Origin of the sequence: Cellulomonas sp. S1-8, from assembly GCF_026184235.1 — a bacterium.
In the GTDB taxonomy this organism is placed as follows: Bacteria; Actinomycetota; Actinomycetes; order Actinomycetales; family Cellulomonadaceae; genus Cellulomonas.
Genome location: NZ_CP110806.1, coordinates 3,263,556 through 3,281,509, shown reverse-complemented (window position 1 = coordinate 3,281,509; position 17,954 = coordinate 3,263,556). Strand labels below are relative to the sequence as shown.

The following is a 17,954-nucleotide window of genomic DNA, read 5'->3' as shown; positions in this document are numbered from 1 at the left end:
TCGGGTCGACACACGCCGTGTGACGGTGGGACGGTGAGCCCATGACGGCCTCCGACGCGCACCCCGCCGCGCGCGTCACCGGGGCACCGACGCTGCGGGTCGTCTGGGCGACCGAGCTCCTCGCGTACGACTTCGGCTTCGGTCACCCCATGACGTCCGACCGGATCGACCTGACGATCGCGCTCGCCGCCCAGCTCGGCCTGCTCGACGCGGCGGGCGTCGAGGTGGTGGGGGCGGAGCCGGCGTCCGACGCGCTGCTGGCGACCGTGCACGAGCCCGCGTACGTCGCGGCGGTGCACGCGGCGGCCGAGCACGGCGTCCCGGACCTGGTGCGCGGCCTGGGGACGCGGGACGACCCGCTGTTCCCGCAGATGCACGACGCCGCCGCCCGCGTCGTGGCCGGCACGGTCGACGCGGCGATGGCGGTGTGGGAGGGCCGGGCGGAGCACGCGCTGAACGTGGGCGGTGGCCTGCACCACGCGCGGCCGGGCGCCGCGTCGGGCTTCTGCGTCTACAACGACGCGGCCGTCGCGATCCGGGCGCTGCTGGACGCCGGCGCGCAGCGGGTCGCGTACGTCGACGTGGACGCGCACCACGGCGACGGCGTCCAGGACGTCTTCTGGGACGACCCGCGGGTGCTGACCGTGTCGATCCACGAGACGGGGCACGCGCTGTTCCCCGGAACGGGGTACCCGACGGAGACGGGGGGGCCCCGCGCGGACGGCACGGCCGTCAACGTGGCGCTGCCCTCCCGGACGGACGACGCGGGCTGGCTGCGCGCGATCGAGGCGGTCGTGCCCGCGGTGGTCCGCGAGTTCGCGCCCGACCTGCTCGTCACCCAGCACGGCTGCGACACCCACCTCATGGACCCGCTCGCGACGCTGCGGGTGTCGGTGGACGCGCAGAAGGTCGCGGCGTCCCTGCTGCACGACCTGGCGCACGAGGTCTGCGACGGGCGGTGGGTCGCGCTCGGCGGCGGCGGGTACGCGATCCTCGACGTCGTCCCGCGGACGTGGTCGCACCTGCTGGGCGTCGCGTCGCACCGCCCGGTGGACCCGGCGACCCCGGTGCCGCAGGAGTGGCTCGACCTCGTGCAGCAGCGCTACGGGCGTGCCGCGGTGCCGGTGATGACGGACCACGCGACGGCCTGGTACCGGCCCTGGTCCGCGGGCTACGACCCGGCGAACGACGTGGACCGCGCGATCCGCGCGACCCGCGCGGCCGTGTTCCCGTCGCTGGGTCTCGACCCGGACCTCGACTGACCGTCACGACGGGAGGACCGTCACGACGGGAGGACCGTCACTGCGGTGGGCCGGGCGGGTGTCACCCCTATCCCACCTGTCACACGCGCCACTACTGTGGGCCGCGCACCCGGGCGCCCGGGTGCGCGACGCCGGCGCGGCCCGGTCAGCTGGAGGGCCGAGGCATGGGCGAGGAGCAGGGCGGACCCCAGGGTCGCGTGCGGTTCCTCACGGTCGTCGAGGTCGCGGACCTCATGCGGGTCTCGCGGATGACCGTGTACCGGCTGGTGCACGCGGGTGAGCTGCCCGCCGTGCGCGTCGGACGGTCGTTCCGCGTGCCGCAGGACGCGCTCGACGCGTACCTGAGGTCGTCGGCGACGGTCGACCCCGGGATGCTCGGCGAGGACCGCCGGACCTCCTGAGGACACCGGTGCCGGCCGTGCGGCACGGGCAGGCGCACGGCAGGCACACGGCAGGCACCCGACGAGCGCCCGGTGAGCACCCCGCACGGCCGGGAGTTCGCGGTCGCGGTACGCCATCGCGTAAGGTGGGCGCTCGGACTTTGCGTGCGTGGGTGATTCGGGTGGGCCCGATGCGCACCGCGCGTCGATCGACCACCACTCGCGGCCCTGACGGGTCGTGACCGGACACGAGTGAGGACCGCATGGGATCCGTCATCAAGAAGCGCCGCAAGCGTATGGCGAAGAAGAAGCACCGCAAGCTGCTGCGCAAGACGCGTCACCAGCGCCGCAACAAGAAGTGAGCTGAGCGCCGCTCGTCGGCGCGTCGTGCACCCCGGGCCCGGTCGCCACGACCGGGCCGACGTGTGTCCGGGACCACCCGGCGCAGCGTCCTCGATAGGCTGCCCGGGCGACGGCGCTGCTGCCGTCTCGTCTGCCACGCGTGCGTCCGCCTGTCGTCGGACCCACGGGCACGGATCCGAGGAGGTCGGCCATGCCGACGACGATGGCCGACGTGGCGCGGGTCGCGGGTGTCTCGGTGAAGACGGTCTCCAACGTCATCAACGACTACCCGTACGTGCGCGCCGAGACGCGCGCGCGGGTGGTCGCCGCCATCGACCAGCTCGGGTACGAGGTGAACCTCGCGGCCCGCAACCTGCGCCTGGGGCGCACGGGCATGATCGGGCTCGCGGTCCCGGAGCTGCGCCAGGCGTACTTCGGTGAGCTTGCGGACGAGGTCCTGCGCATCGGCCGCGAGCGGGGGGTCACCGTCATCATCGAGCCGACGGGCGGCACGCGGGAGCAGGAGCTGCAGGTGCTCAACGGCCCGGGACGCAAGCTCACCGACGGCCTGCTGTTCATCCCGGTCGCGGTCGACGTCGCCGACGTCGCGGCGGTGGCACCGCACGTCCCCCTCGTGCTGCTCGGCGAGCAGGTCGCCGGCGCCGCGGCCGGGGTGGACCACGTGTCGATGCGCGACAGCGAGGCGGTCGAGGCGGCGACGCGGCTGCTCGTCGAGCGCGGCCGTCGGCGCGTCGCCGTCGTCGGGATGCAGCGCGAGCACCCCTTCGCCACAGCCCGCCTGCGGTACGCGGGCTACCTCGCCGCGCTGGAGGCGTGCGGGATCGCGTTCGACCCGCGCCTGGTCGGCTGGGCGCCGCCGACCTGGCGCCGCGCGGACGGTGCCGCCGGCATGGCGGCGGTCCTCGACTCGGGTGCGGAGCCCGACGGCGTCGTCGCCCTGAACGACTCCCTGGCGATCGGCGTGCTGTCCGAGCTGCGTGCACGGGGCCTGTCCGTCCCGGACGACGTGGCGGTCATCGGCTTCGACGACACCGACGAGGCCAGGTTCACGGACCCGCCGCTGACGACCGTCGACCCCGGACGCGGGGAGATCGCGCGGGTCGCGTTCGACCTGCTGTGGGACCGCCTGCAGCGTTCCGGCGCGCCGCACGAGCCGGTGACGCACCTGGCGAGCATGCGGATCGTCGAGCGCGGGACCACGCCGCCACACTGAGACGCGCGCAGGTCGGCCGGCACGTTGCTGCCGACACCTGCCGGTCCGCGTCGGGACCCTAGAGCGGACGCTCCAGCACGTAGTCGTCCTCGACCCGCTCGCCGACGCGGAAGTGCTTGACGCCGACGACCGCGAACCCCTCGCGCGCGTAGAACGCCTGGGCGCGCGCGTTGTGCTGGTTGACGCCCAGCCACATCCCGCCGCCGCCGAGGGCGCGGGCGTGGTCGAAGGAGGTGCGCAGCAGGGTGGCTGCGACGCCGGCGCCGTGCTGGTCCGGGTGCACGTAGCACTTGGACAGCTCGACCGTCGGGCGGATGTGCACGGCCGCGCGGGCGTCCTCGTCCGTCGGCTCCCCGGCGACGAGCATCGTGTACCCGAGCAGCACGCCGTCGTCGCCGGGCGTCGCGGCGACGAGCACGACGTGCCCCGCGTCGGCCGCGTACGCCGCGAAGTGCTCGGCGCGCAGGTGCGCGTCGAGGAACAGCCCCTGGTCGGCGGCGGTCGACCCGGGCGGGCACGCCAGCGGGAACGTCAGCGCGGCCAGCTCCGCCAGTGCGGTGGAGTCCCGCGGCTGCGCGGTCCGCACGGCCCAGTTGGTCGTCGCCGTCATGGTGCCCCCATCCGGCCCCGGATCGAGCGCCGCAGGGCGCGTCCGACGACCGCGAGCGCCCAGACGACCCCGGCGAGGCTCGCGGCGTTGACGCCGCGTCGCGCCTGCCTGCGCCGGGTGCGGAACTCCCGCACGGGCCAGCCCACCTCGGCGGCGTGCCGGCGCAGCCGGCCGTCGGGGTTGATGGCGCACGGGTGGCCGACCGTGGACAGGATCGGGACGTCGTTGGTCGAGTCCCCGTAGGCGTGGCACCGGTCGAGCTCGTACCCCTCCCGGGCGGCGAGCGCGCGGACGGCGCTCGCCTTGGCCTCGCCGTGCACCAGGTCGCCCACGAGCCGCCCGGTGTAGTAGCCGTCCTCGTGCTCGGCGACCGTGCCGAGCGCACCGGTGGCTCCGAGCCTGCGCGCGATGAGCTCACCGATCTCGACGGGCGTGGCGGTCACCAGCCACACGGCGTGCCCGTCGGCCAGGTGCGCGTCGAGCAGGGCCTGGGTGCCGGGGTAGATGCGCAGGCTCAGCACCTCGTCGTAGACGTCCTCGGCGATTGCCGTGACCTCGGCGACCGAGTGGCCGCGCATGATGTCCAGCGCGCGGGCGCGCAGCTCGTCGATCTGGCGGCGGTCCTCACCGAACACGCGGTACCGCGCCTGCTGCCCGGCGAAGTTCACGAGGTCGCGCTTGCGGAAGAAGCCCCGCCGGTACAGCCCGACGGCGAGGTGGAAGGAGCTGGCCCCGCGGATGATGGTGTTGTCGACGTCGAAGAAGGCCGCGACGCGGGTGCCGTCGGGCACGAGCGCGGCCAGGGGCGTCTCGACCGTGGCGGCGACGATGCGCTGGTCCGTGCCGTCGCCCGCGTGCATCGGGCCACTGTAACGAGCGCGGGCCGCGGGTGGGGCGGTCGTCTCCCGCGGGCTGGGCCCGCCCGGGCTAGCGTGGCCCTCGTGGACGAGGCGACGACGGCCCGGGTCGTGCTGTACGGGCGCGCGGGGTGCCACCTGTGCGACGTGGCACGCTCCCTCGTGGCGCGGGTGTGCGCGGAGGTCGGCGCGACGTGGGCGGAGGTCGACGTCGACGCGCCGGCGGCCGACGGGCACGTGCTCGCGGACGAGCTGGGGAGCTGGTGCCGGTGGTCGACGTCGACGGCGTGCGGCGCGGGTACTGGCGGATCGACGAGACACGCCTGCGACGGGCTCTCGCGACGGGGGGCGCCAGGGCCTAGCGTGAGACCCCTGGCACCGGGGCCTTCCTGCGGTGCCGCGGGCACAGGGGGTCGCGTGGACGAACGGCGCACGGCAGGGCGGCGGGACGGCGACCGGCGAGCCGCGCGCGACGGCCAGCCCGTGCCGCCGGCGACGGTGGCCCGGCTGCCGGGCTACCTGCGCGCGCTGGAGGCCACGGCGGCCACGGGCGCGGTCCTGACCTCGTCCGACGAGCTTGCGGCGCGTGCGGGCGTGACGCCGGCGCAGCTGCGCAAGGACCTGTCGTTCCTCGGCTCGTACGGCCGCCGCGGCGTCGGCTACGACGTGGGCCACCTGCGCGAGCAGATCACCGTCGTGCTGGGCCTGGCGGACGTGCGCCGCGTGCTGCTGGTGGGCGTGGGCAACCTGGGCCACGCGCTCGCGAACTACGCGGGCATCGCGGAGCGCGGCTTCGTGCTCGTGGGTCTCCTCGACGCGGACCCCGCGGTCGTGGGCACGACCGTGGCCGGCCTGGTGGTGGAGCCCGCCGCCGACCTGGCGGCCGTCGTGGCGCGCACGGGGGCGACGATCGCGGTGCTGACGACGCCCGCGGGCGTCGCGCAGGCCGTGTGCGACGAGCTCGTGGCGGCGGGCGTGGTGGGGATCCTCACGTTCGCGCCGCGTGCGCTGCGCGGGTGCCGCCCCACGTCGACGTCCGCGCGGTGGACGTGGCCTCCGAGCTGCAGATCCTCGCGTTCCACGACCGTGCGCGCAGCGTGGGGGGTGGGGCGTCGTGACGGCGGGACGCCGCGAGGGCGCGACCGGTGCGGTCGCGCCCTCGCGGGGACGTGCGTGCCGGCGTCGGCCGGCGGGACGGCTCAGGCCCTGATGGCCGAGACGTCGAGGTCGATGCGCACCTTGTCGGCGACGAGCACGCCGCCGGCCTCGAGCGCGGCGTTCCACGTCAGGCCGAAGTCCTTGCGCGAGATGGTGACGGTCGCCTCGAAGCCGGCGCGGGTGTTGCCGAACGGGTCGACCGCGGTGCCGTTGAACTCGGTCTCGAGCTCGACGGGGCGGGTCACGCCGTGGATCGTCAGGTCGCCGTGGACGACGTGGGCGGAGCCGGACTCCCGGACGCCGGTGGAGACGAAGGTCCACTGGCCGAACTGCTCGACGTCGAAGAACTCGCCGCTCTGGAGGTGGCCGTCGCGGCCGGCGTCACCGGTCGTGACGGTGGAGGGGTCCAGCGTGACGGTGACGGACGACGTCTCGAGGTCCTCGCCGATCGTCAGGGCGCCGGAGGTCACCGCGACGGTGCCGCGGACCTTGGAGATGCCGGCGTGCCGGACGGTGAACGACGCCTCGGTGTGGGACGGGTCGATGGTCCAGGTGCCGGTGGTGAGGCCGGTGGGAAGCGCGGTCATGATGGTCCTCTGCAGCTCGGGGCCGAACGGATTCGTTGACTCGACAAGTATCTGTTGTTGATCTTTCTACTACAGTGAGGACGTCATTGCAACCCCCACCCTGGAGGACGACGTGCCGAGCCGCAGCCCGATCGCCGAGCGGTCGACCGCGGGCGCCGCCCCCGGCCCGCAGCCCGCCCCGCCCGGCGCCGGTACGCCCGATGCGCCGCCCGAGGTGCGCTGGCTCTCCGCGACGCAGCAGGAGCACTGGCGTGCCTTCCGCGACGGCACCGCGCTCCTCTTCGACGTCCTGGCACGTGAGCTCGACGACACGAGCGGCATGTCGCTGGGGGAGTACGAGGTCCTGGTCCGCCTCTCCGAGTCGCCCGGACGCACGCTGCGCATGTCGGAGCTGGCCGACGACCTCGCCCACTCCCGCAGCCGCCTGACGCACACCGTGGCCCGCATGGAGCGCGACGGCATCGTGCGGCGCGAACCCGCGCTGGACGACGCGCGCGGGGTCAACTGCGTCCTGACCGAGCGCGGGTGGGGCGTGCTGGTCGCCGCGGCGCCCGGGCACGTCGCCTCGGTGCGCGCCCACCTCGTCGACGTGCTCGACGACGAGCAGCTCGCCGCGCTGGGCGTCGCCATGCAGGTCGTCGTCGACCACCTGCGCGGCCCCGCGTGCGCGCCGCCCGCGGGCGACGACGCCGGTCCGGCCGGACCGTGACCGGCCGCCGAGCCGCAGCGGTCCGGGGTACCCAGGAGACTTTGCGACACTGTGCACATGGTCGCCACCACGGTCCACCTGCTGCGGCACGGTGAGGTCCACAACCCCGACGGCGTGCTCTACGGCAGGCTCCCCGGCTACCGGCTGTCCGAGCGCGGGCAGCAGATGGCCGAGCTCGTCGCGGGCACGCTCGCGGGCGACCACGACGCGCCCCGGCGCGACGTGGTGGTCGTGACCGCGTCCCCCCTGCAGCGGGCGCAGGAGACGGCGGCACCGATCGCCGCCGCCTTCGGGCTCGCGGTCGGCACGGACGACCGGATCATCGAGGCCGCCAACCACTTCCAGGGCATGACGTTCGGCGTCGGCGACGGCTCCCTGCGCCACCCCGGGCACTGGCCGCACCTGCGCAACCCGATCCGGCCGTCGTGGGGCGAGGCGTACGCCGAGCAGGTCGACCGGGTGCTCGCCGCGGTCGAGTCGGCCCGCATCGCCGCGCGCGGCCACGAGGCGGTCCTCGTCAGCCACCAGCTGCCGATCTGGGTCACGCGCCTCGCGCTCGAGAACCGCCGGCTGTGGCACGACCCGCGCCGCCGGCAGTGCGCGCTCGCCTCCCTGACGACCCTGCGGTTCGAGGGGACACCCTCGTCGGTGTCGGCTACAGCGAGCCGGCCGCGGCGCTGCTCCCCGGCGCGTCACCGGTCCCCGGGGCCTGACGTGCACGCCGCGCCCCGACGTCGCCGCGCCGCCCTCGCGGCCGCGGCGACCCTCCTGCTCGCGGTCGCCGGGTGCGCCGCCGACGGCGGCAGCGGCGCCGCGCCGGACGTCGTCGACCAGGGCTACCAGTCGGGTGACGGGTCGACGACCACGTGGCCCGCCGGCGAGCGGGTCGGACCGGTCGAGATCACCGGCACCGACTACGAGGGCACGTCCCACGACCTGGCGCAGTGGCGCGGCGACGTCGTGCTGCTCAACACCTGGTACGCCGCGTGCCCGCCGTGCCGGGCCGAGGCCCCGGACCTCGCGGCCGTCGCGACCGAGTACGCCGACCAGGGCCTGCGCGTGCTCGGCATCAACAGCCGCGACGCGGCCGGCGCCGCGCAGGCGTTCCAGCGCCGGCTCGAGGTGCCCTACCCCTCGCTCGACGACCGCGGAGGGTCGGCGATCGCGTCCCTGCAGGGCGTGGTCCCCGTGAACGCGGTGCCGACGACCATCCTGCTCGACCGCGACGGCACGGTCGCGGCGCGGGTCCTCGGCCTCGTCGACGGGGCCACGCTGCGCGCACTGGTCGAGGAGCTGCTCGCCGAGGAGGCGTCGGGGCCCGACCCGTCCGCCGCCGACCCGACCGCCGCCGACCCGACCGCCGCCGACCCGACCGCCGCCGACCCGACCGCGCTGCCGGCTCGCGCGGCCCTCAGGGGCGCCGCCCGGTGACCGGAGGCGCGGTCGTGCTCGGCGTCGGTTCGACCGTCGCCGACGGCTCGCTGCTGCTCGCCGTGCCCGTCGCGCTGCTCGCGGGTCTCGTGTCGTTCGCGTCGCCGTGCGTCCTGCCGCTCGTGCCCGGCTACCTGGGGCTGCTCGGCGGCCTGGTCGGGGAGGAGCGCCCGGGGCCGGGTGCGCGGCTCGGCCTGGTCGACGCGACCGACGTCGTGCGTTTCGGTGTCGCGCCCGCGCGGGCGGGCGCCGAGGCGCGTCCCGCTGCTGCGGCCCCGGTGCCGGGTGCGGGCACCGTCGCCCTGCCGACGCCCGGCGCCGCCGTGCCGCTGCCCGCACCCGCCGGCCGGCGCACGCTCGTGCTCGGGATCACGCTCTTCGTCCTCGGGTTCTCCGCGGTGTTCGTCGCGTTCGGCGCGCTCGCCGGGACCCTCGGGGCCGCGCTGTGGCAGTGGCAGGACCCGGTGAGCCGCGTGCTCGGCGCCCTGACGGTCGTGCTCGGCCTGGCGTTCCTCGGCGCCGTCCCGTTCCTCCAGGGCGAGCGGCGGGTGCGCCTTGCGCCGCGCGCGGGCGTGTGGGGTGCGCCGCTGCTCGGCGTCGCGTTCGGCCTCGGCTGGACGCCGTGCATCGGCCCGACGCTCGCCGCGATCCTCACGCTGTCCCTCACGGGCGGCTCGGCCGGGCGCGGCGCCCTGCTCGCGGTCGCGTTCTGCGTCGGCCTCGGCCTGCCGTTCGTGCTCGTCGGCCTGGGCCTGCAGCGCTCGCAGCGCGCTCTGGCGTGGCTGCGCCGGCACCGCCGCGCGGTGCAGCGCACCGGCGGTGCCGTCCTCGTGGTGCTGGGAGTCGCGCTGCTCACCGGCGCGTGGGGCACCTGGGCGGCCTGGCTCCAGGGCGTGCTGACCGGCGGCGACCCGTTCGTGCCCGCGCTGTGAGCGACGACACGGCACGCCCCGCGGACGCGACCGCCGGGTACCGCCCCGAGGGCCTCGACGACGCGTTCACCGACGGCCCCGGCCCCGACGGCGCGGACCGGACCCGGGCCACCCCGTCCGGGACCGACCCGTCGCTGCCCGCGCTGGGCGTCGTCGGGTGGCTGCGCTGGGCGTGGCGCCAGCTCACGAGCATGCGCGTCGCGCTCCTGCTGCTCGTGCTGCTCGCCGTCGCGGCCGTGCCCGGCACGATGTTCCCGCAGCGCCCGCAGGACCCTGCGGCGGTCTCCGCGTACCTCACGGAGCACGCGACCGCCGGGCCGTGGCTCGACCGGCTGGGCTTCTTCGACGTCTACGCGTCGGTCTGGTTCTCGGCGATCTACCTGCTGCTGTTCGTGTCGCTGGTCGGGTGCATCCTGCCCCGGACGCGGGTGCACCTCGCGGCGGTGCGCGGTCGGCCGCCGCGCACGCCCCGACGGTTCGGCCGGTTCCCCGCGCAGGGCGCGGGCACGTCCGACGACGCGCCGCGGGACGTCGTCGAGCGTGCGGCGGCAGTGCTGCGCCGCCGCCGGCTCGCCGTCCCCGCCTACCGCGTCGACGTGCGCGACGAGGGCGCCGGCACGTGGTCGGCGTCCGCCGAGCGCGGCTACCTGCGCGAGACGGGCAACCTGGTGTTCCACCTGGCGCTGGTGGGCCTGCTCGTCGCGGTGGCGACCGGGCAGCTGCTGCACTACCGCGGGCAGGCGATCGTCGTGCAGGGCACGGGATTCGCCAACGTGCAGGCGTCGTACGACACGTTCGAGCGCGGGTCCGCCTTCGACCCCGCGGACCTCGTGCCGTTCACCATGCGCCTCGACGAGTTCGAGGCGCGCTTCGACCCCGAGACGCTGCAGTCGCGCGACTTCACCGCGTACGTGACCGTCACCGAGCCCGGGGGCGAGCCGGACGAGCGCACCGTGAAGGTCAACTACCCGATCGTCGCGGGCGGCGCCAAGGTGTACCTGCAGGGCAACGGCTACGCACCCGCCGTGACGGTGCGCGACGCCGCGGGCGAGGTCGCGTTCTCCGGCGCCGTGCCGTTCCTGCCGCAGGACGACGTCTACACGTCGCGCGGTGTCATCAAGGTGCCCGACGTGTCAGACGACCAGCCGCAGATCGGGCTCGTCGGGTTCCTGCTGCCCACGGCCGAGGAGCCCGTCGCAGGCCTGTGGCGCTCGGTGCACCCGCAGCCGGCGGACCCGCTGCTCGTGCTGTCCGTGTGGAGCGGCAACCTCGGCCTGGACACCGGCGTGCCGCAGAACGCGTTCCGCCTCGACGAGTCCCGCATGGAGCAGGCCGTCGACGACGCGGGCGACGTCGTGACCCTGTACGTCCGCCCGGGCGAGACGGTCGACCTCCCCGACGGGCTCGGCACCCTGACGTTCGACGAGCTGCCCCGCTTCGTCGCGCTGGACCTGCGGCACGACCCGTCGCTGGCGTGGGTGCTGGCGTTCGCGCTGCTCGCGCTCGGCGGCCTCACGACGTCGCTGTTCGCCCCGCGGCGGCGCCTGTGGCTGCGGGCGGCCCCGGCCGAGGACGGGACCACCGGCGGAGCTACAGTGATCACGGCCGCCGGGCTCGCCCGCGGCGACGACGTCGGCCTGCAGCCCGAGCTCGACCGCGTCCTCGCCGACGTGCTCGGTGCGCCCCCCGGCCCGTCGCACGACACCCCCGGGCCCCACCCCCCGCAGGAGGACAGGACATGACCGTCGCCGAGCTGAGCGACCTGTTCGTGTGGTCGGCCGCGACCGCGCTGACGATCGCGCTGGTCGCGTACGCCGTCGAGCTCGCGCGCATCACCGACGTGGCGCGCGCGGCGAGCGAGGCGCGCACGCACGTCGCCGTCGGTGCCGGCGCGTCCGCACCCGCCGCGCCGTCGGGACCGACGACGTCGCGGGCCGACGCCCCGGCACGGGGCCGCGCGGCGGGCATCGCGCGCTCGACGCTCGTGCTCGGCACGCTCCTGCTGCTCGTCGCGATCGTGCTGCGCGGGATCGCCGCGGGGCGCTGGCCGACCGCCAACATGTACGAGTTCACGGTCGTCGGCACGTTCTGCGCCACGACCGCGCTGGTCGTCGTGCAGCGCCGCCGGCCCATCGCGTTCGTCGGCGTCGTCGTGACGGGCATCGCCGTCCTCGCGCTCGTGCTCGCGCTGAACACGCTGCACGTGCAGGCCGACGCCGTGCAGCCCGCGCTGCAGCGGTACTGGCTCGTCATCCACGTCGGCGTCGCGATCATCGCGACCGGCATCTTCACCGTCGCGTTCGCGACGGCCGTGCTGCAGGTCCTGCGGGACGGCCGCGCGGCGGGACGGTCACGCCTGGCGCAGCCGTGGAGCCGGCTCGACGGCGTCCGCCAGGCGTTCCGCGGCGTGCGCGTCACGGGTCCCGCGTTCGCGTGGCTCGAGCAGGTCCCCGACGCGCGCCGCCTCGAGGCGATGTCGTTCCGGCTGCACGCGGTCGGCTTCGTGCTGTGGACGTTCACGCTCATCGGCGGCGCGATCTGGGCCGAGGAGGCCTGGGGCCGGTACTGGGGCTGGGACCCCAAGGAGGTCGGCACGTTCGTCGCCTGGGTCGTCTACGCCGCGTACCTGCACGCCCGCACCACGCGCGGCTGGGCCGGGCGCCGGGCGGCGTTCATCGCCTTCGTCGGCTACGCGGCCGTGATCGCCAACTTCACGGTCGTCAACCTGTTCATCGACGGCAAGCACTCGTACTCGGGGCTCTGAGCCCGCAGGCTCCGGCCAGGTCGACAGGCTCCGGTCAGGTCGACAGGCGCCGGTCAGGTCGACGGTGCGCCGTCGGCGCTGCCCGTGGCTCCTCGGTCGTCGGTGCGCCCGTCCTGCGGGCGGTCGTCCTGCGGAGGCCCGCCCTGCTCACGCACGTCCTGCTCACCGGACTGCTGCCCGGTCGGCGCGGGGCCGGCTGTCTTCTCGCGGCGGCGCTGCTCCTGCTCCAGGCGGAACAGGAACTCCGGGTCGTCGTCGGGGGCGACCGGTCCGCTGCGACGCGGACCCGGTCCGCCCGCCGGCGAGGCGCCGCGGCCGGCGACGAGCCAGGCCACGCCCCCGAGGACGGGGACCAGCACGATCAGGAGCCACGCGACGGCGGGCAGGCCGCGCCGCCGGTGCGCATCGCTCCCCAGCACGTCGAACGCGCAGTAGACCGTGAACGCGACGACGGCGACGAGGGCAGGTACCTGAGCACTCGTCCACCTTAGACGCGCGCGCCCCGCCTATCCTGGTCACGTGCCTGTCGTCGTCTACTCCGTGCTGCGCCTCGCCCTCTTCCTCGCCGTGACCGGCGTCCTGTGGTGGGCCGGGATGCGGTCGTGGCTCGCCCCCGTGCTGGGCGCCCTGCTCGCCTTCGCGCTGTCGTACGTCCTGCTCACCCGGCAGCGCGACGCCGCCGCGCTGCACCTCGCGACGCGCGCCGAGCGACGCCGCGCCGGCGCGGGCCTGGGGGCGCGTGCCCGCGCGGACGCGGACGCAGAGGACGCCGAGATCCACCGCTCGCCCTCGCCGCACGACAGCGACGCGTAGCCCCTGGACGACCCGGACGCTGCGAGGCCGGGCTCAGGTCGCTCATCGGGCACCACGAGCACGTGCGCCCGGCTCGCGGGCCGGCGGCGTCACAGGGCCAGGCCGAGCCCCAGCAGCACGCCGAACGCCAGCTCGAGCAGACCCGTCCCGCCGAGCACGGGGACCAGCGCGATGCCGCGCGCCCCGGCGAGCACCGCGACGGCCAGCACCACGGCGGGGGCGAGCAGCAGCAGCACGAGCAGCGACCACGGTGCGACGATCGCGCACACCGCCCCGAGCAGCACGGGGGCGACGACCGTCACGGCGTACACGCGGCGCGCGCGGTGCTCACCGAGGCGCACCGCGAGGGTCCGCTTGCCGACCAGCACGTCCGTCGGCACGTCGCGCAGGTTGTTGGCCATGAGCAGCGCGCACGCGAGCATCCCGATCGCGACGGCGCCGACCACCGACGGCCACGTCACCCCTGCGACCTGCGTGTACGTGGTGCCGAGCACCGCGACGAGGCCGAAGAACAGGAACACGCCGACCTCGCCGAGTCCCAGGTACCCGTAGGGACGACGTCCGCCCGTGTACGTCCACGCGGCGACCACGGCCAGCGCGCCCACGGCCAGCAGCCACCACGACCCGGACAGCGCGACGAGCCACAGCCCGAGCACGCCGGCCACGGCGAACGCGGCGAACGCGGCCCCCCGGACCTGCCGCGGCGGGGCGGCGCCCGAGGCCGTGAGCCGCATCGGCCCGACCCGGTCGACGTCCGTCCCCCGCACGCCGTCGGAGTAGTCGTTGGCGAAGTTGACGGCCACCTGCAGCGCGAGCGCGACGCCCGCCGCCAGCAGCGCCCGCCCCACGTGCGCGTCACCGGCCTGCGCCGCGGCGCCCGTCCCGACGAGCACGGGCGCGACTGCGGCGGGCAGGGTGCGGGGTCGCGCACCGGCGACCCAGTCGGTGGCGGTGGCCATCGTGCTCCTGTCGGTGGGGGTGTGGTCGTTCAAGGGGCGGTCGGCGGGGGCGACGTCATGCGCTGCGTGGCGAGCCGCGCGACGGCCCGGCGGTCCGGCTTGCCGGGGCCCCGCATCGGCAGCTCGTCGACGACGACGACCTGCCGTGGTGCGCTGGCCGGCCCGAGGGCCGACGCGACGGCCGTGCGCAGCGCCGTCAGCGGCGGCACCGCACCGTCCCGCGTCACGACGACCGCCACCACGGACTGCCCCCAGTGCTGGTCCGGCACACCGACGACGCACACCTCGCGCACGTCCGCGAAGCCCGCGACGACCTCCTCGACCGCCAGCGGGTCGACCTTCACGCCGCCCGACACGAGCACGTCGTCGAGCCGGCCGAGGACGTGCAGCAGGCCGTCGTCGAGGCGGCCGCGGTCGGCGGTGCGCAGCCAGCGCCGACCGCCCGTCGTGACGAACGTCGTCGCGTCGAGGTCGGGCCGGTGCAGGTAGCCGGTCGCGAGCGTGGGGCCGGTGAGCGCGATGCGGTGCTCCGCGTCGACGGCCACCTCGACACCGTCCAGCGGGCGCCCGTCGTACACGCAGCCGCCGCAGGTCTCCGTCATGCCGTAGGTGGTGACGAGGCGCAGCCCCGCGGCGCGGGCGCGGGCGAGCAGCGGCGGGGGGCAGGCGGCACCGCCCACGAGGATCGCGTCGAACGCGAGGGCCGCGGCGGTCGCGTCCGGGTCGTCGAGCACGCGCACCACCTGCGTCGGCACGAGCGAGGTGTAGTGCGGACCGGGCCCGTCGGTCGCGGCGAGCGCGGCGCCCGTGAAGACGGGGGCGCGGAACGGACCCGCGGGCAGCGTCGTCGGCTCCCGACCGGCCAGCAGCGCCCGCAGGAGGACCTGGAGACCCGCGACGTGGTGCACGGGCAGCGCCAGCAGCCACGAGCCCGGGCCCGCGAGCCGGGCCGCGGTCGCGTCGGCGGAGGCGCGCAACGCCGCCGCGGACAGCATCACGTCCCGCGGGTGACCGGTCGACCCGGACGTCCGCACCACCACCGCGACGTCCGCGGGCACGCGGGACGCCGGCCCGGGGACGGGCTCGTCGAGGGCCCGCACCGCCGGGCCGGTGCCGTCCAGCGCCGCGACCAGCGCGGTGACGAGGTCCCGCGCCTGCGCGGGCACGTCGCGCAGCGGCCGGTCCACCCGCACAGCGTAGGTCGTCCGTGCGGCGTGCGCGCCGGGAGGCGAGCCGCCAGGGCGCGCCCCGGCGGTGCAAGCACGTCCCCCGGGGTGGCGCAACCGGAGGTGGGGCCGCGACCCGTAGAGTGGCGCGCGGTCCGGCGCGCCCGGGCGGGTGCCCCAGGGGCGCCCGCCGACGCGCGAGTGCGAGATCGCCGCCGCGGCGGGGGACGGAGAGAGACGGATGGCAGCGAGGTCGGCAGGCAGGGGTGCGACGCGCAGGTGGCGTGACCGGTCCGGTGGGCTGGTGGCGGTCGGTGCGCTGCTCGCGCTCGCCGCGTGCGGATCGCCCGCGACGGTGCAGCCCGGGCCGACGGTGACGTCCCGTGCGGACGTCGCCGTCGACAAGCAGGCCGTCCCCGTCCCCGAGGTGCCTCCGACGTGGCCGCTGACGGGTGTCGCAGGCGCCCCGACCCGCGCCCGGCGATCGCGGTGAAGATCGAGAACACGTCGTCGGCCCGCCCGCAGTCCGGCCTGGAGCAGGCGGACGTGGTCTGGGAGACCATCGTCGAGTTCGAGGTCTCCCGGTTCGTGGCCGTGTTCCACTCCCAGGCTCCCGAGGAGGTCGGGCCGATCCGGTCGGTCCGTCCGATGGACCCCCTGATCGTGGCGCCCCTGGGCGGGCTCCTCGCGTTCTCCGGCGGCCAGCCGGGCATCCTCGACCTCGTCACCGCCTCCGGGGTCCAGATGGTCTCGCACGACGCCGGCGCACCGGGGCTGTACCGCGTCCGCGGCCGGTCCGCGCCGCACAACGTCTACGGCTCGCTGCGCGAGTGGTGGGGGATCGCCGAGGCGGGCCGGACGGCACCGGGCGAGCAGTTCGCGTTCGCGCGGTCCGCGGACCGCGCGGCCGCCGTCGTCGCGGGTGCCCCGGCCGGCACGCTGGACTTCCGCCTGTCGGGCCAGTCGAACCCGGTGTGGAGCTGGGACGCGGGCAGCGGCACGTGGCTGCGCTCGGAGGGCGGGTCGCCGGCCACGGGTGCGAGCGGTGCGCGGCTCTCGGCCGTCAACGTCGTCTCGATCACCGCGGGTCACCCGGCCACCGGGTTCGGTGCGCAGGGCGGCGCGGCTGTCCCGACGTACGAGCTCGTCGGGTCCGGGGACGCCGTCGTGGCGACCGGCGGCAAGGTCGTCGCCGCGCGCTGGCAGAAGGACGCGCAGGACCAGCCGATGCGGCTGTTCCTGGCCGACGGGTCCGAGGCGACGCTCGCACCGGGCAACACCTGGGTCGAGCTCGTGCCCGCGGGCAGCGGGTCGCTGACCACGTCCTGATCGCGCGTCCGTCCGGGTCGATACCCCGGGAGGACGTCGGACGCCGCGCCGTCGTCCTGGCGACGTACGAGGGGCCGTCGCGGGGTGGACGGCGCGGTGCGCACGCCGGGCCCGCAGGGCGACGCGGCGGGGTGCCGGTGCGGACCACGCTGGAGCCATGGCCGCTCACACGTCGTTCCCCGTCACCGTCCGTCCCGCCCGCCCGGCGCGCGGCCCCGAGGACCACTCGGTCCGCTCGGCGGTCGCCGTCGTGCTCGCCGGCATCGTCCTCGTCGCGCTGCTCGTCGGCGGCGGGGCGATGCTCGCCACCGTCGTCGACCTCGCGTCGTGGGCGGGAGCCGCCTGACGTCGAGCCCCGGCGACCCCTGACCTCGTCGGTCAGTAGGCGTACGGGAACCCGGACCAGTCCGGGTCGCGCCGCTGCAGGAACGCGTCGCGCCCCTCGACGGCCTCGTCCGTCATGTACGCCAGGCGCGTCGCCTCGCCCGCGAAGACCTGCTGCCCGGCCAGCCCGTCGTCGGCCAGGTTGAACGCGAACTTCAGCATCCGCACCGCCTGCGGGGACTTGGTCGCGATGATCCGCGCGTACTCGAGCCCGGCGTCCTCGAGGTCCGCGTGGTCGACGACGTCGTTCACGGCACCCCACGCGTGGGCGTCGTCCGCCGAGTACTCCCGCGCCAGGAAGAAGATCTCCCGCGCCCGCTTCTGCCCCACCTGCCGCGCCAGCAGCGCCGAGCCGTACCCGCCGTCGAACGACCCGACGTTCGCGTCGGTCTGCTTGAAGCGCGCATGCTCGCGGCTGGCGATCGTCAGGTCCGCGACGACGTGCAGCGAGTGCCCGCCGCCGGCCGCCCACCCGTTGACGAGCGCGACGACGACCTTCGGCATCGTCCGCATCAGCCGCTGCACCTCGAGGATGTGCAGCCGGCCCGCGCGCGCCGGGTCGACGGCGTCGGCCGTGTCACCGTCGGCGTACCGGTAGCCGTCACGGCCGCGGATGCGCTGGTCGCCGCCGGAGCAGAACGCCCACCCGCCGTCCTTGGGGGACGGCCCGTTGCCGGTGAGCAGCACCGTGCCCACGTCGGACGTCGTGCGGGCGTGGTCGAGCACGGCGTACAGCTCGTCGACCGTGCCCGGCCGGAACGCGTTGCGGACCTCGGGACGGTGGAACGCGACCCGGACCACGGGCAGGTCGCGCTCGACCGCACCCGCGGCGGCCTGCTCGGCCGTGGGCCGCGCCCGCCCCCGGTGGTAGGTGACGTCCGTGAGGTGCTCGAACCCCGCGACGTCGCGCCACCGGGTCGGGTCGAACGTCTCCGAGACGCGCGCGGGCAGGGGGGCAGACGTGCCGCTCTCACTCACCGCCCCAGGGTAGGCGCCCGCCCCCCGCCGACCGGAACCGGGGTCACCGTCCGGCGGCC

The 17,954-nt window shown here is 75.9% G+C and carries 19 protein-coding genes and 3 pseudogenes; 15 read left to right on the top strand and 7 right to left on the bottom strand.

Features of this window, described 5'->3' with window-relative positions; translation table 11 throughout:
- Positions 1-41: 41 nt before the first annotated feature.
- The 4 genes from OKX07_RS14805 (at position 42) to OKX07_RS14790 (ending at position 3,218) form a co-directional block, all read left to right on the top strand.
- Positions 42-1,262, top strand: a complete 1,221-nt coding sequence (locus OKX07_RS14805; protein WP_265628817.1) for an acetoin utilization protein AcuC — start codon at positions 42-44, stop codon at positions 1,260-1,262.
- A gap of 164 nt (positions 1,263-1,426) precedes the next feature.
- A complete protein-coding gene (locus tag OKX07_RS14800; protein WP_265628816.1) occupies positions 1,427-1,663 on the top strand; it encodes a helix-turn-helix domain-containing protein in 237 nt (78 codons plus the stop codon).
- A gap of 242 nt (positions 1,664-1,905) precedes the next feature.
- Positions 1,906-2,004 (top strand): 30S ribosomal protein bS22, encoded by a 99-nt coding sequence (locus tag OKX07_RS14795; protein WP_003792170.1) that lies wholly within the window; start codon positions 1,906-1,908, stop codon positions 2,002-2,004.
- A gap of 191 nt (positions 2,005-2,195) precedes the next feature.
- On the top strand, positions 2,196-3,218 hold the full coding sequence (locus OKX07_RS14790; protein ID WP_265628815.1) for a LacI family DNA-binding transcriptional regulator: 1,023 nt from the start codon (positions 2,196-2,198) through the stop codon (positions 3,216-3,218).
- 58 nt (positions 3,219-3,276) lie between these two features.
- Here OKX07_RS14790 and OKX07_RS14785 read toward each other — a convergent pair whose 3' ends face one another.
- Both OKX07_RS14785 and OKX07_RS14780 read right to left on the bottom strand, forming a co-directional pair.
- A complete protein-coding gene (locus OKX07_RS14785; protein WP_265628814.1) occupies positions 3,277-3,828 on the bottom strand; it encodes a GNAT family N-acetyltransferase in 552 nt (183 codons plus the stop codon).
- Positions 3,825-4,688, bottom strand: a complete 864-nt coding sequence (locus OKX07_RS14780) for an HAD family hydrolase (RefSeq protein ID WP_265628813.1) — start codon at positions 4,686-4,688, stop codon at positions 3,825-3,827. Before OKX07_RS14780 ends, OKX07_RS14785 begins: the two co-directional genes overlap by 4 nt.
- Here OKX07_RS14780 and OKX07_RS20430 point away from each other — a divergent pair.
- Positions 4,683-5,639, top strand: a pseudogene (locus OKX07_RS20430) (redox-sensing transcriptional repressor Rex); the annotation flags it as partial. The gene OKX07_RS14780 and the pseudogene OKX07_RS20430 sit on opposite strands and share 6 nt — an antisense overlap.
- A 245-nt stretch (positions 5,640-5,884) precedes the next feature.
- Here OKX07_RS20430 and OKX07_RS14765 read toward each other — a convergent pair.
- Complete coding sequence (locus OKX07_RS14765; RefSeq protein WP_265628812.1) at positions 5,885-6,430, bottom strand: YceI family protein; 546 nt, start codon at positions 6,428-6,430, stop codon at positions 5,885-5,887.
- A gap of 112 nt (positions 6,431-6,542) precedes the next feature.
- Here OKX07_RS14765 and OKX07_RS14760 point away from each other — a divergent pair, with 112 nt between their 5' ends.
- The 6 genes and pseudogenes from OKX07_RS14760 (at position 6,543) to ccsB (ending at position 12,266) form a co-directional block, all read left to right on the top strand.
- Positions 6,543-7,139 (top strand): MarR family winged helix-turn-helix transcriptional regulator, encoded by a 597-nt coding sequence (locus OKX07_RS14760; RefSeq protein ID WP_416220792.1) that lies wholly within the window; start codon positions 6,543-6,545, stop codon positions 7,137-7,139.
- 57 nt (positions 7,140-7,196) lie between these two features.
- Positions 7,197-7,852 (top strand): annotated as a pseudogene (locus tag OKX07_RS14755) (histidine phosphatase family protein).
- Positions 7,788-8,570 carry a TlpA disulfide reductase family protein gene (locus OKX07_RS14750; RefSeq protein ID WP_322746788.1) on the top strand — a complete coding sequence of 261 codons (783 nt, stop codon included), beginning with the start codon at positions 7,788-7,790 and terminating at the stop codon, positions 8,568-8,570. Before OKX07_RS14755 ends, OKX07_RS14750 begins: the two are co-directional and overlap by 65 nt.
- On the top strand, positions 8,567-9,502 hold the full coding sequence (locus OKX07_RS14745; RefSeq protein WP_265628811.1) for a cytochrome c biogenesis CcdA family protein: 936 nt from the start codon (positions 8,567-8,569) through the stop codon (positions 9,500-9,502). The genes OKX07_RS14750 and OKX07_RS14745 overlap by 4 nt, the downstream gene beginning before the upstream one ends.
- Complete coding sequence (gene resB, locus OKX07_RS14740; RefSeq protein ID WP_265628810.1) at positions 9,499-11,244, top strand: cytochrome c biogenesis protein ResB; 1,746 nt, start codon at positions 9,499-9,501, stop codon at positions 11,242-11,244. The genes OKX07_RS14745 and resB overlap by 4 nt, the downstream gene beginning before the upstream one ends.
- Complete coding sequence (ccsB, locus tag OKX07_RS14735; protein ID WP_265628809.1) at positions 11,241-12,266, top strand: c-type cytochrome biogenesis protein CcsB; 1,026 nt, start codon at positions 11,241-11,243, stop codon at positions 12,264-12,266. Before resB ends, ccsB begins: the two co-directional genes overlap by 4 nt.
- A 53-nt stretch (positions 12,267-12,319) precedes the next feature.
- Here ccsB and OKX07_RS14730 read toward each other — a convergent pair.
- Positions 12,320-12,700 (bottom strand): annotated as a pseudogene (locus tag OKX07_RS14730) (PLD nuclease N-terminal domain-containing protein); the annotation flags it as partial.
- Between the two features lie 85 nt (positions 12,701-12,785).
- On the opposite strand from OKX07_RS14730, the gene OKX07_RS14725 reads away from it, so the two are divergent.
- Positions 12,786-13,079: a DUF4229 domain-containing protein gene (locus OKX07_RS14725; protein WP_265628808.1), complete on the top strand. Its 294-nt coding sequence runs from the start codon at positions 12,786-12,788 to the stop codon at positions 13,077-13,079.
- Positions 13,080-13,168: 89 nt separating this feature from the next.
- On the opposite strand, the gene OKX07_RS14720 is transcribed toward OKX07_RS14725, so the two are convergent.
- Together OKX07_RS14720 and menE are read right to left on the bottom strand one after the other, a co-directional pair.
- A complete protein-coding gene (locus tag OKX07_RS14720; RefSeq protein ID WP_265628807.1) occupies positions 13,169-14,038 on the bottom strand; it encodes a 1,4-dihydroxy-2-naphthoate polyprenyltransferase in 870 nt (289 codons plus the stop codon).
- Positions 14,039-14,067: 29 nt separating this feature from the next.
- Complete coding sequence (menE, locus tag OKX07_RS14715; RefSeq protein ID WP_265628806.1) at positions 14,068-15,225, bottom strand: o-succinylbenzoate--CoA ligase; 1,158 nt, start codon at positions 15,223-15,225, stop codon at positions 14,068-14,070.
- A gap of 283 nt (positions 15,226-15,508) precedes the next feature.
- Between menE and OKX07_RS14710 the strand changes: the two genes are divergently transcribed.
- The 3 genes from OKX07_RS14710 (at position 15,509) to OKX07_RS14700 (ending at position 16,879) form a co-directional block, all read left to right on the top strand.
- A complete protein-coding gene (locus OKX07_RS14710) occupies positions 15,509-15,697 on the top strand; it encodes a hypothetical protein (RefSeq protein WP_265628805.1) in 189 nt (62 codons plus the stop codon).
- Positions 15,694-16,533 carry a DUF3048 domain-containing protein gene (locus OKX07_RS14705; RefSeq protein WP_265628804.1) on the top strand — a complete coding sequence of 280 codons (840 nt, stop codon included), beginning with the start codon at positions 15,694-15,696 and terminating at the stop codon, positions 16,531-16,533. Before OKX07_RS14710 ends, OKX07_RS14705 begins: the two co-directional genes overlap by 4 nt.
- Before the next feature lie 157 nt (positions 16,534-16,690).
- Positions 16,691-16,879 (top strand): hypothetical protein, encoded by a 189-nt coding sequence (locus OKX07_RS14700; RefSeq protein ID WP_265628803.1) that lies wholly within the window; start codon positions 16,691-16,693, stop codon positions 16,877-16,879.
- Between the two features lie 32 nt (positions 16,880-16,911).
- Here OKX07_RS14700 and OKX07_RS14695 read toward each other — a convergent pair whose 3' ends face one another.
- Positions 16,912-17,895 carry a 1,4-dihydroxy-2-naphthoyl-CoA synthase gene (locus OKX07_RS14695; protein WP_265628802.1) on the bottom strand — a complete coding sequence of 328 codons (984 nt, stop codon included), beginning with the start codon at positions 17,893-17,895 and terminating at the stop codon, positions 16,912-16,914.
- Positions 17,896-17,954 lie beyond the last annotated feature (59 nt).

Bases quoted from the DNA above. Each gene is read 5' to 3' on its own strand.
- OKX07_RS14805 (WP_265628817.1), top strand. From the start codon at position 42: ATGACGGCCTCCGACGCGCACCCCGCCGCGCGCGTCACCGGGGCACCG.
- OKX07_RS14800 (WP_265628816.1), top strand. From the start codon at position 1,427: ATGGGCGAGGAGCAGGGCGGACCCCAGGGTCGCGTGCGGTTCCTCACG.
- OKX07_RS14795 (WP_003792170.1), top strand. From the start codon at position 1,906: ATGGGATCCGTCATCAAGAAGCGCCGCAAGCGTATGGCGAAGAAGAAG.
- OKX07_RS14790 (WP_265628815.1), top strand. From the start codon at position 2,196: ATGCCGACGACGATGGCCGACGTGGCGCGGGTCGCGGGTGTCTCGGTG.
- OKX07_RS14785 (WP_265628814.1), bottom strand. From the start codon at position 3,828: ATGACGGCGACGACCAACTGGGCCGTGCGGACCGCGCAGCCGCGGGAC.
- OKX07_RS14780 (WP_265628813.1), bottom strand. From the start codon at position 4,688: ATGCACGCGGGCGACGGCACGGACCAGCGCATCGTCGCCGCCACGGTC.
- OKX07_RS14765 (WP_265628812.1), bottom strand. From the start codon at position 6,430: ATGACCGCGCTTCCCACCGGCCTCACCACCGGCACCTGGACCATCGAC.
- ccsB (WP_265628809.1), top strand. From the start codon at position 11,241: ATGACCGTCGCCGAGCTGAGCGACCTGTTCGTGTGGTCGGCCGCGACC.
- OKX07_RS14720 (WP_265628807.1), bottom strand. From the start codon at position 14,038: ATGGCCACCGCCACCGACTGGGTCGCCGGTGCGCGACCCCGCACCCTG.
- OKX07_RS14700 (WP_265628803.1), top strand. From the start codon at position 16,691: ATGGCCGCTCACACGTCGTTCCCCGTCACCGTCCGTCCCGCCCGCCCG.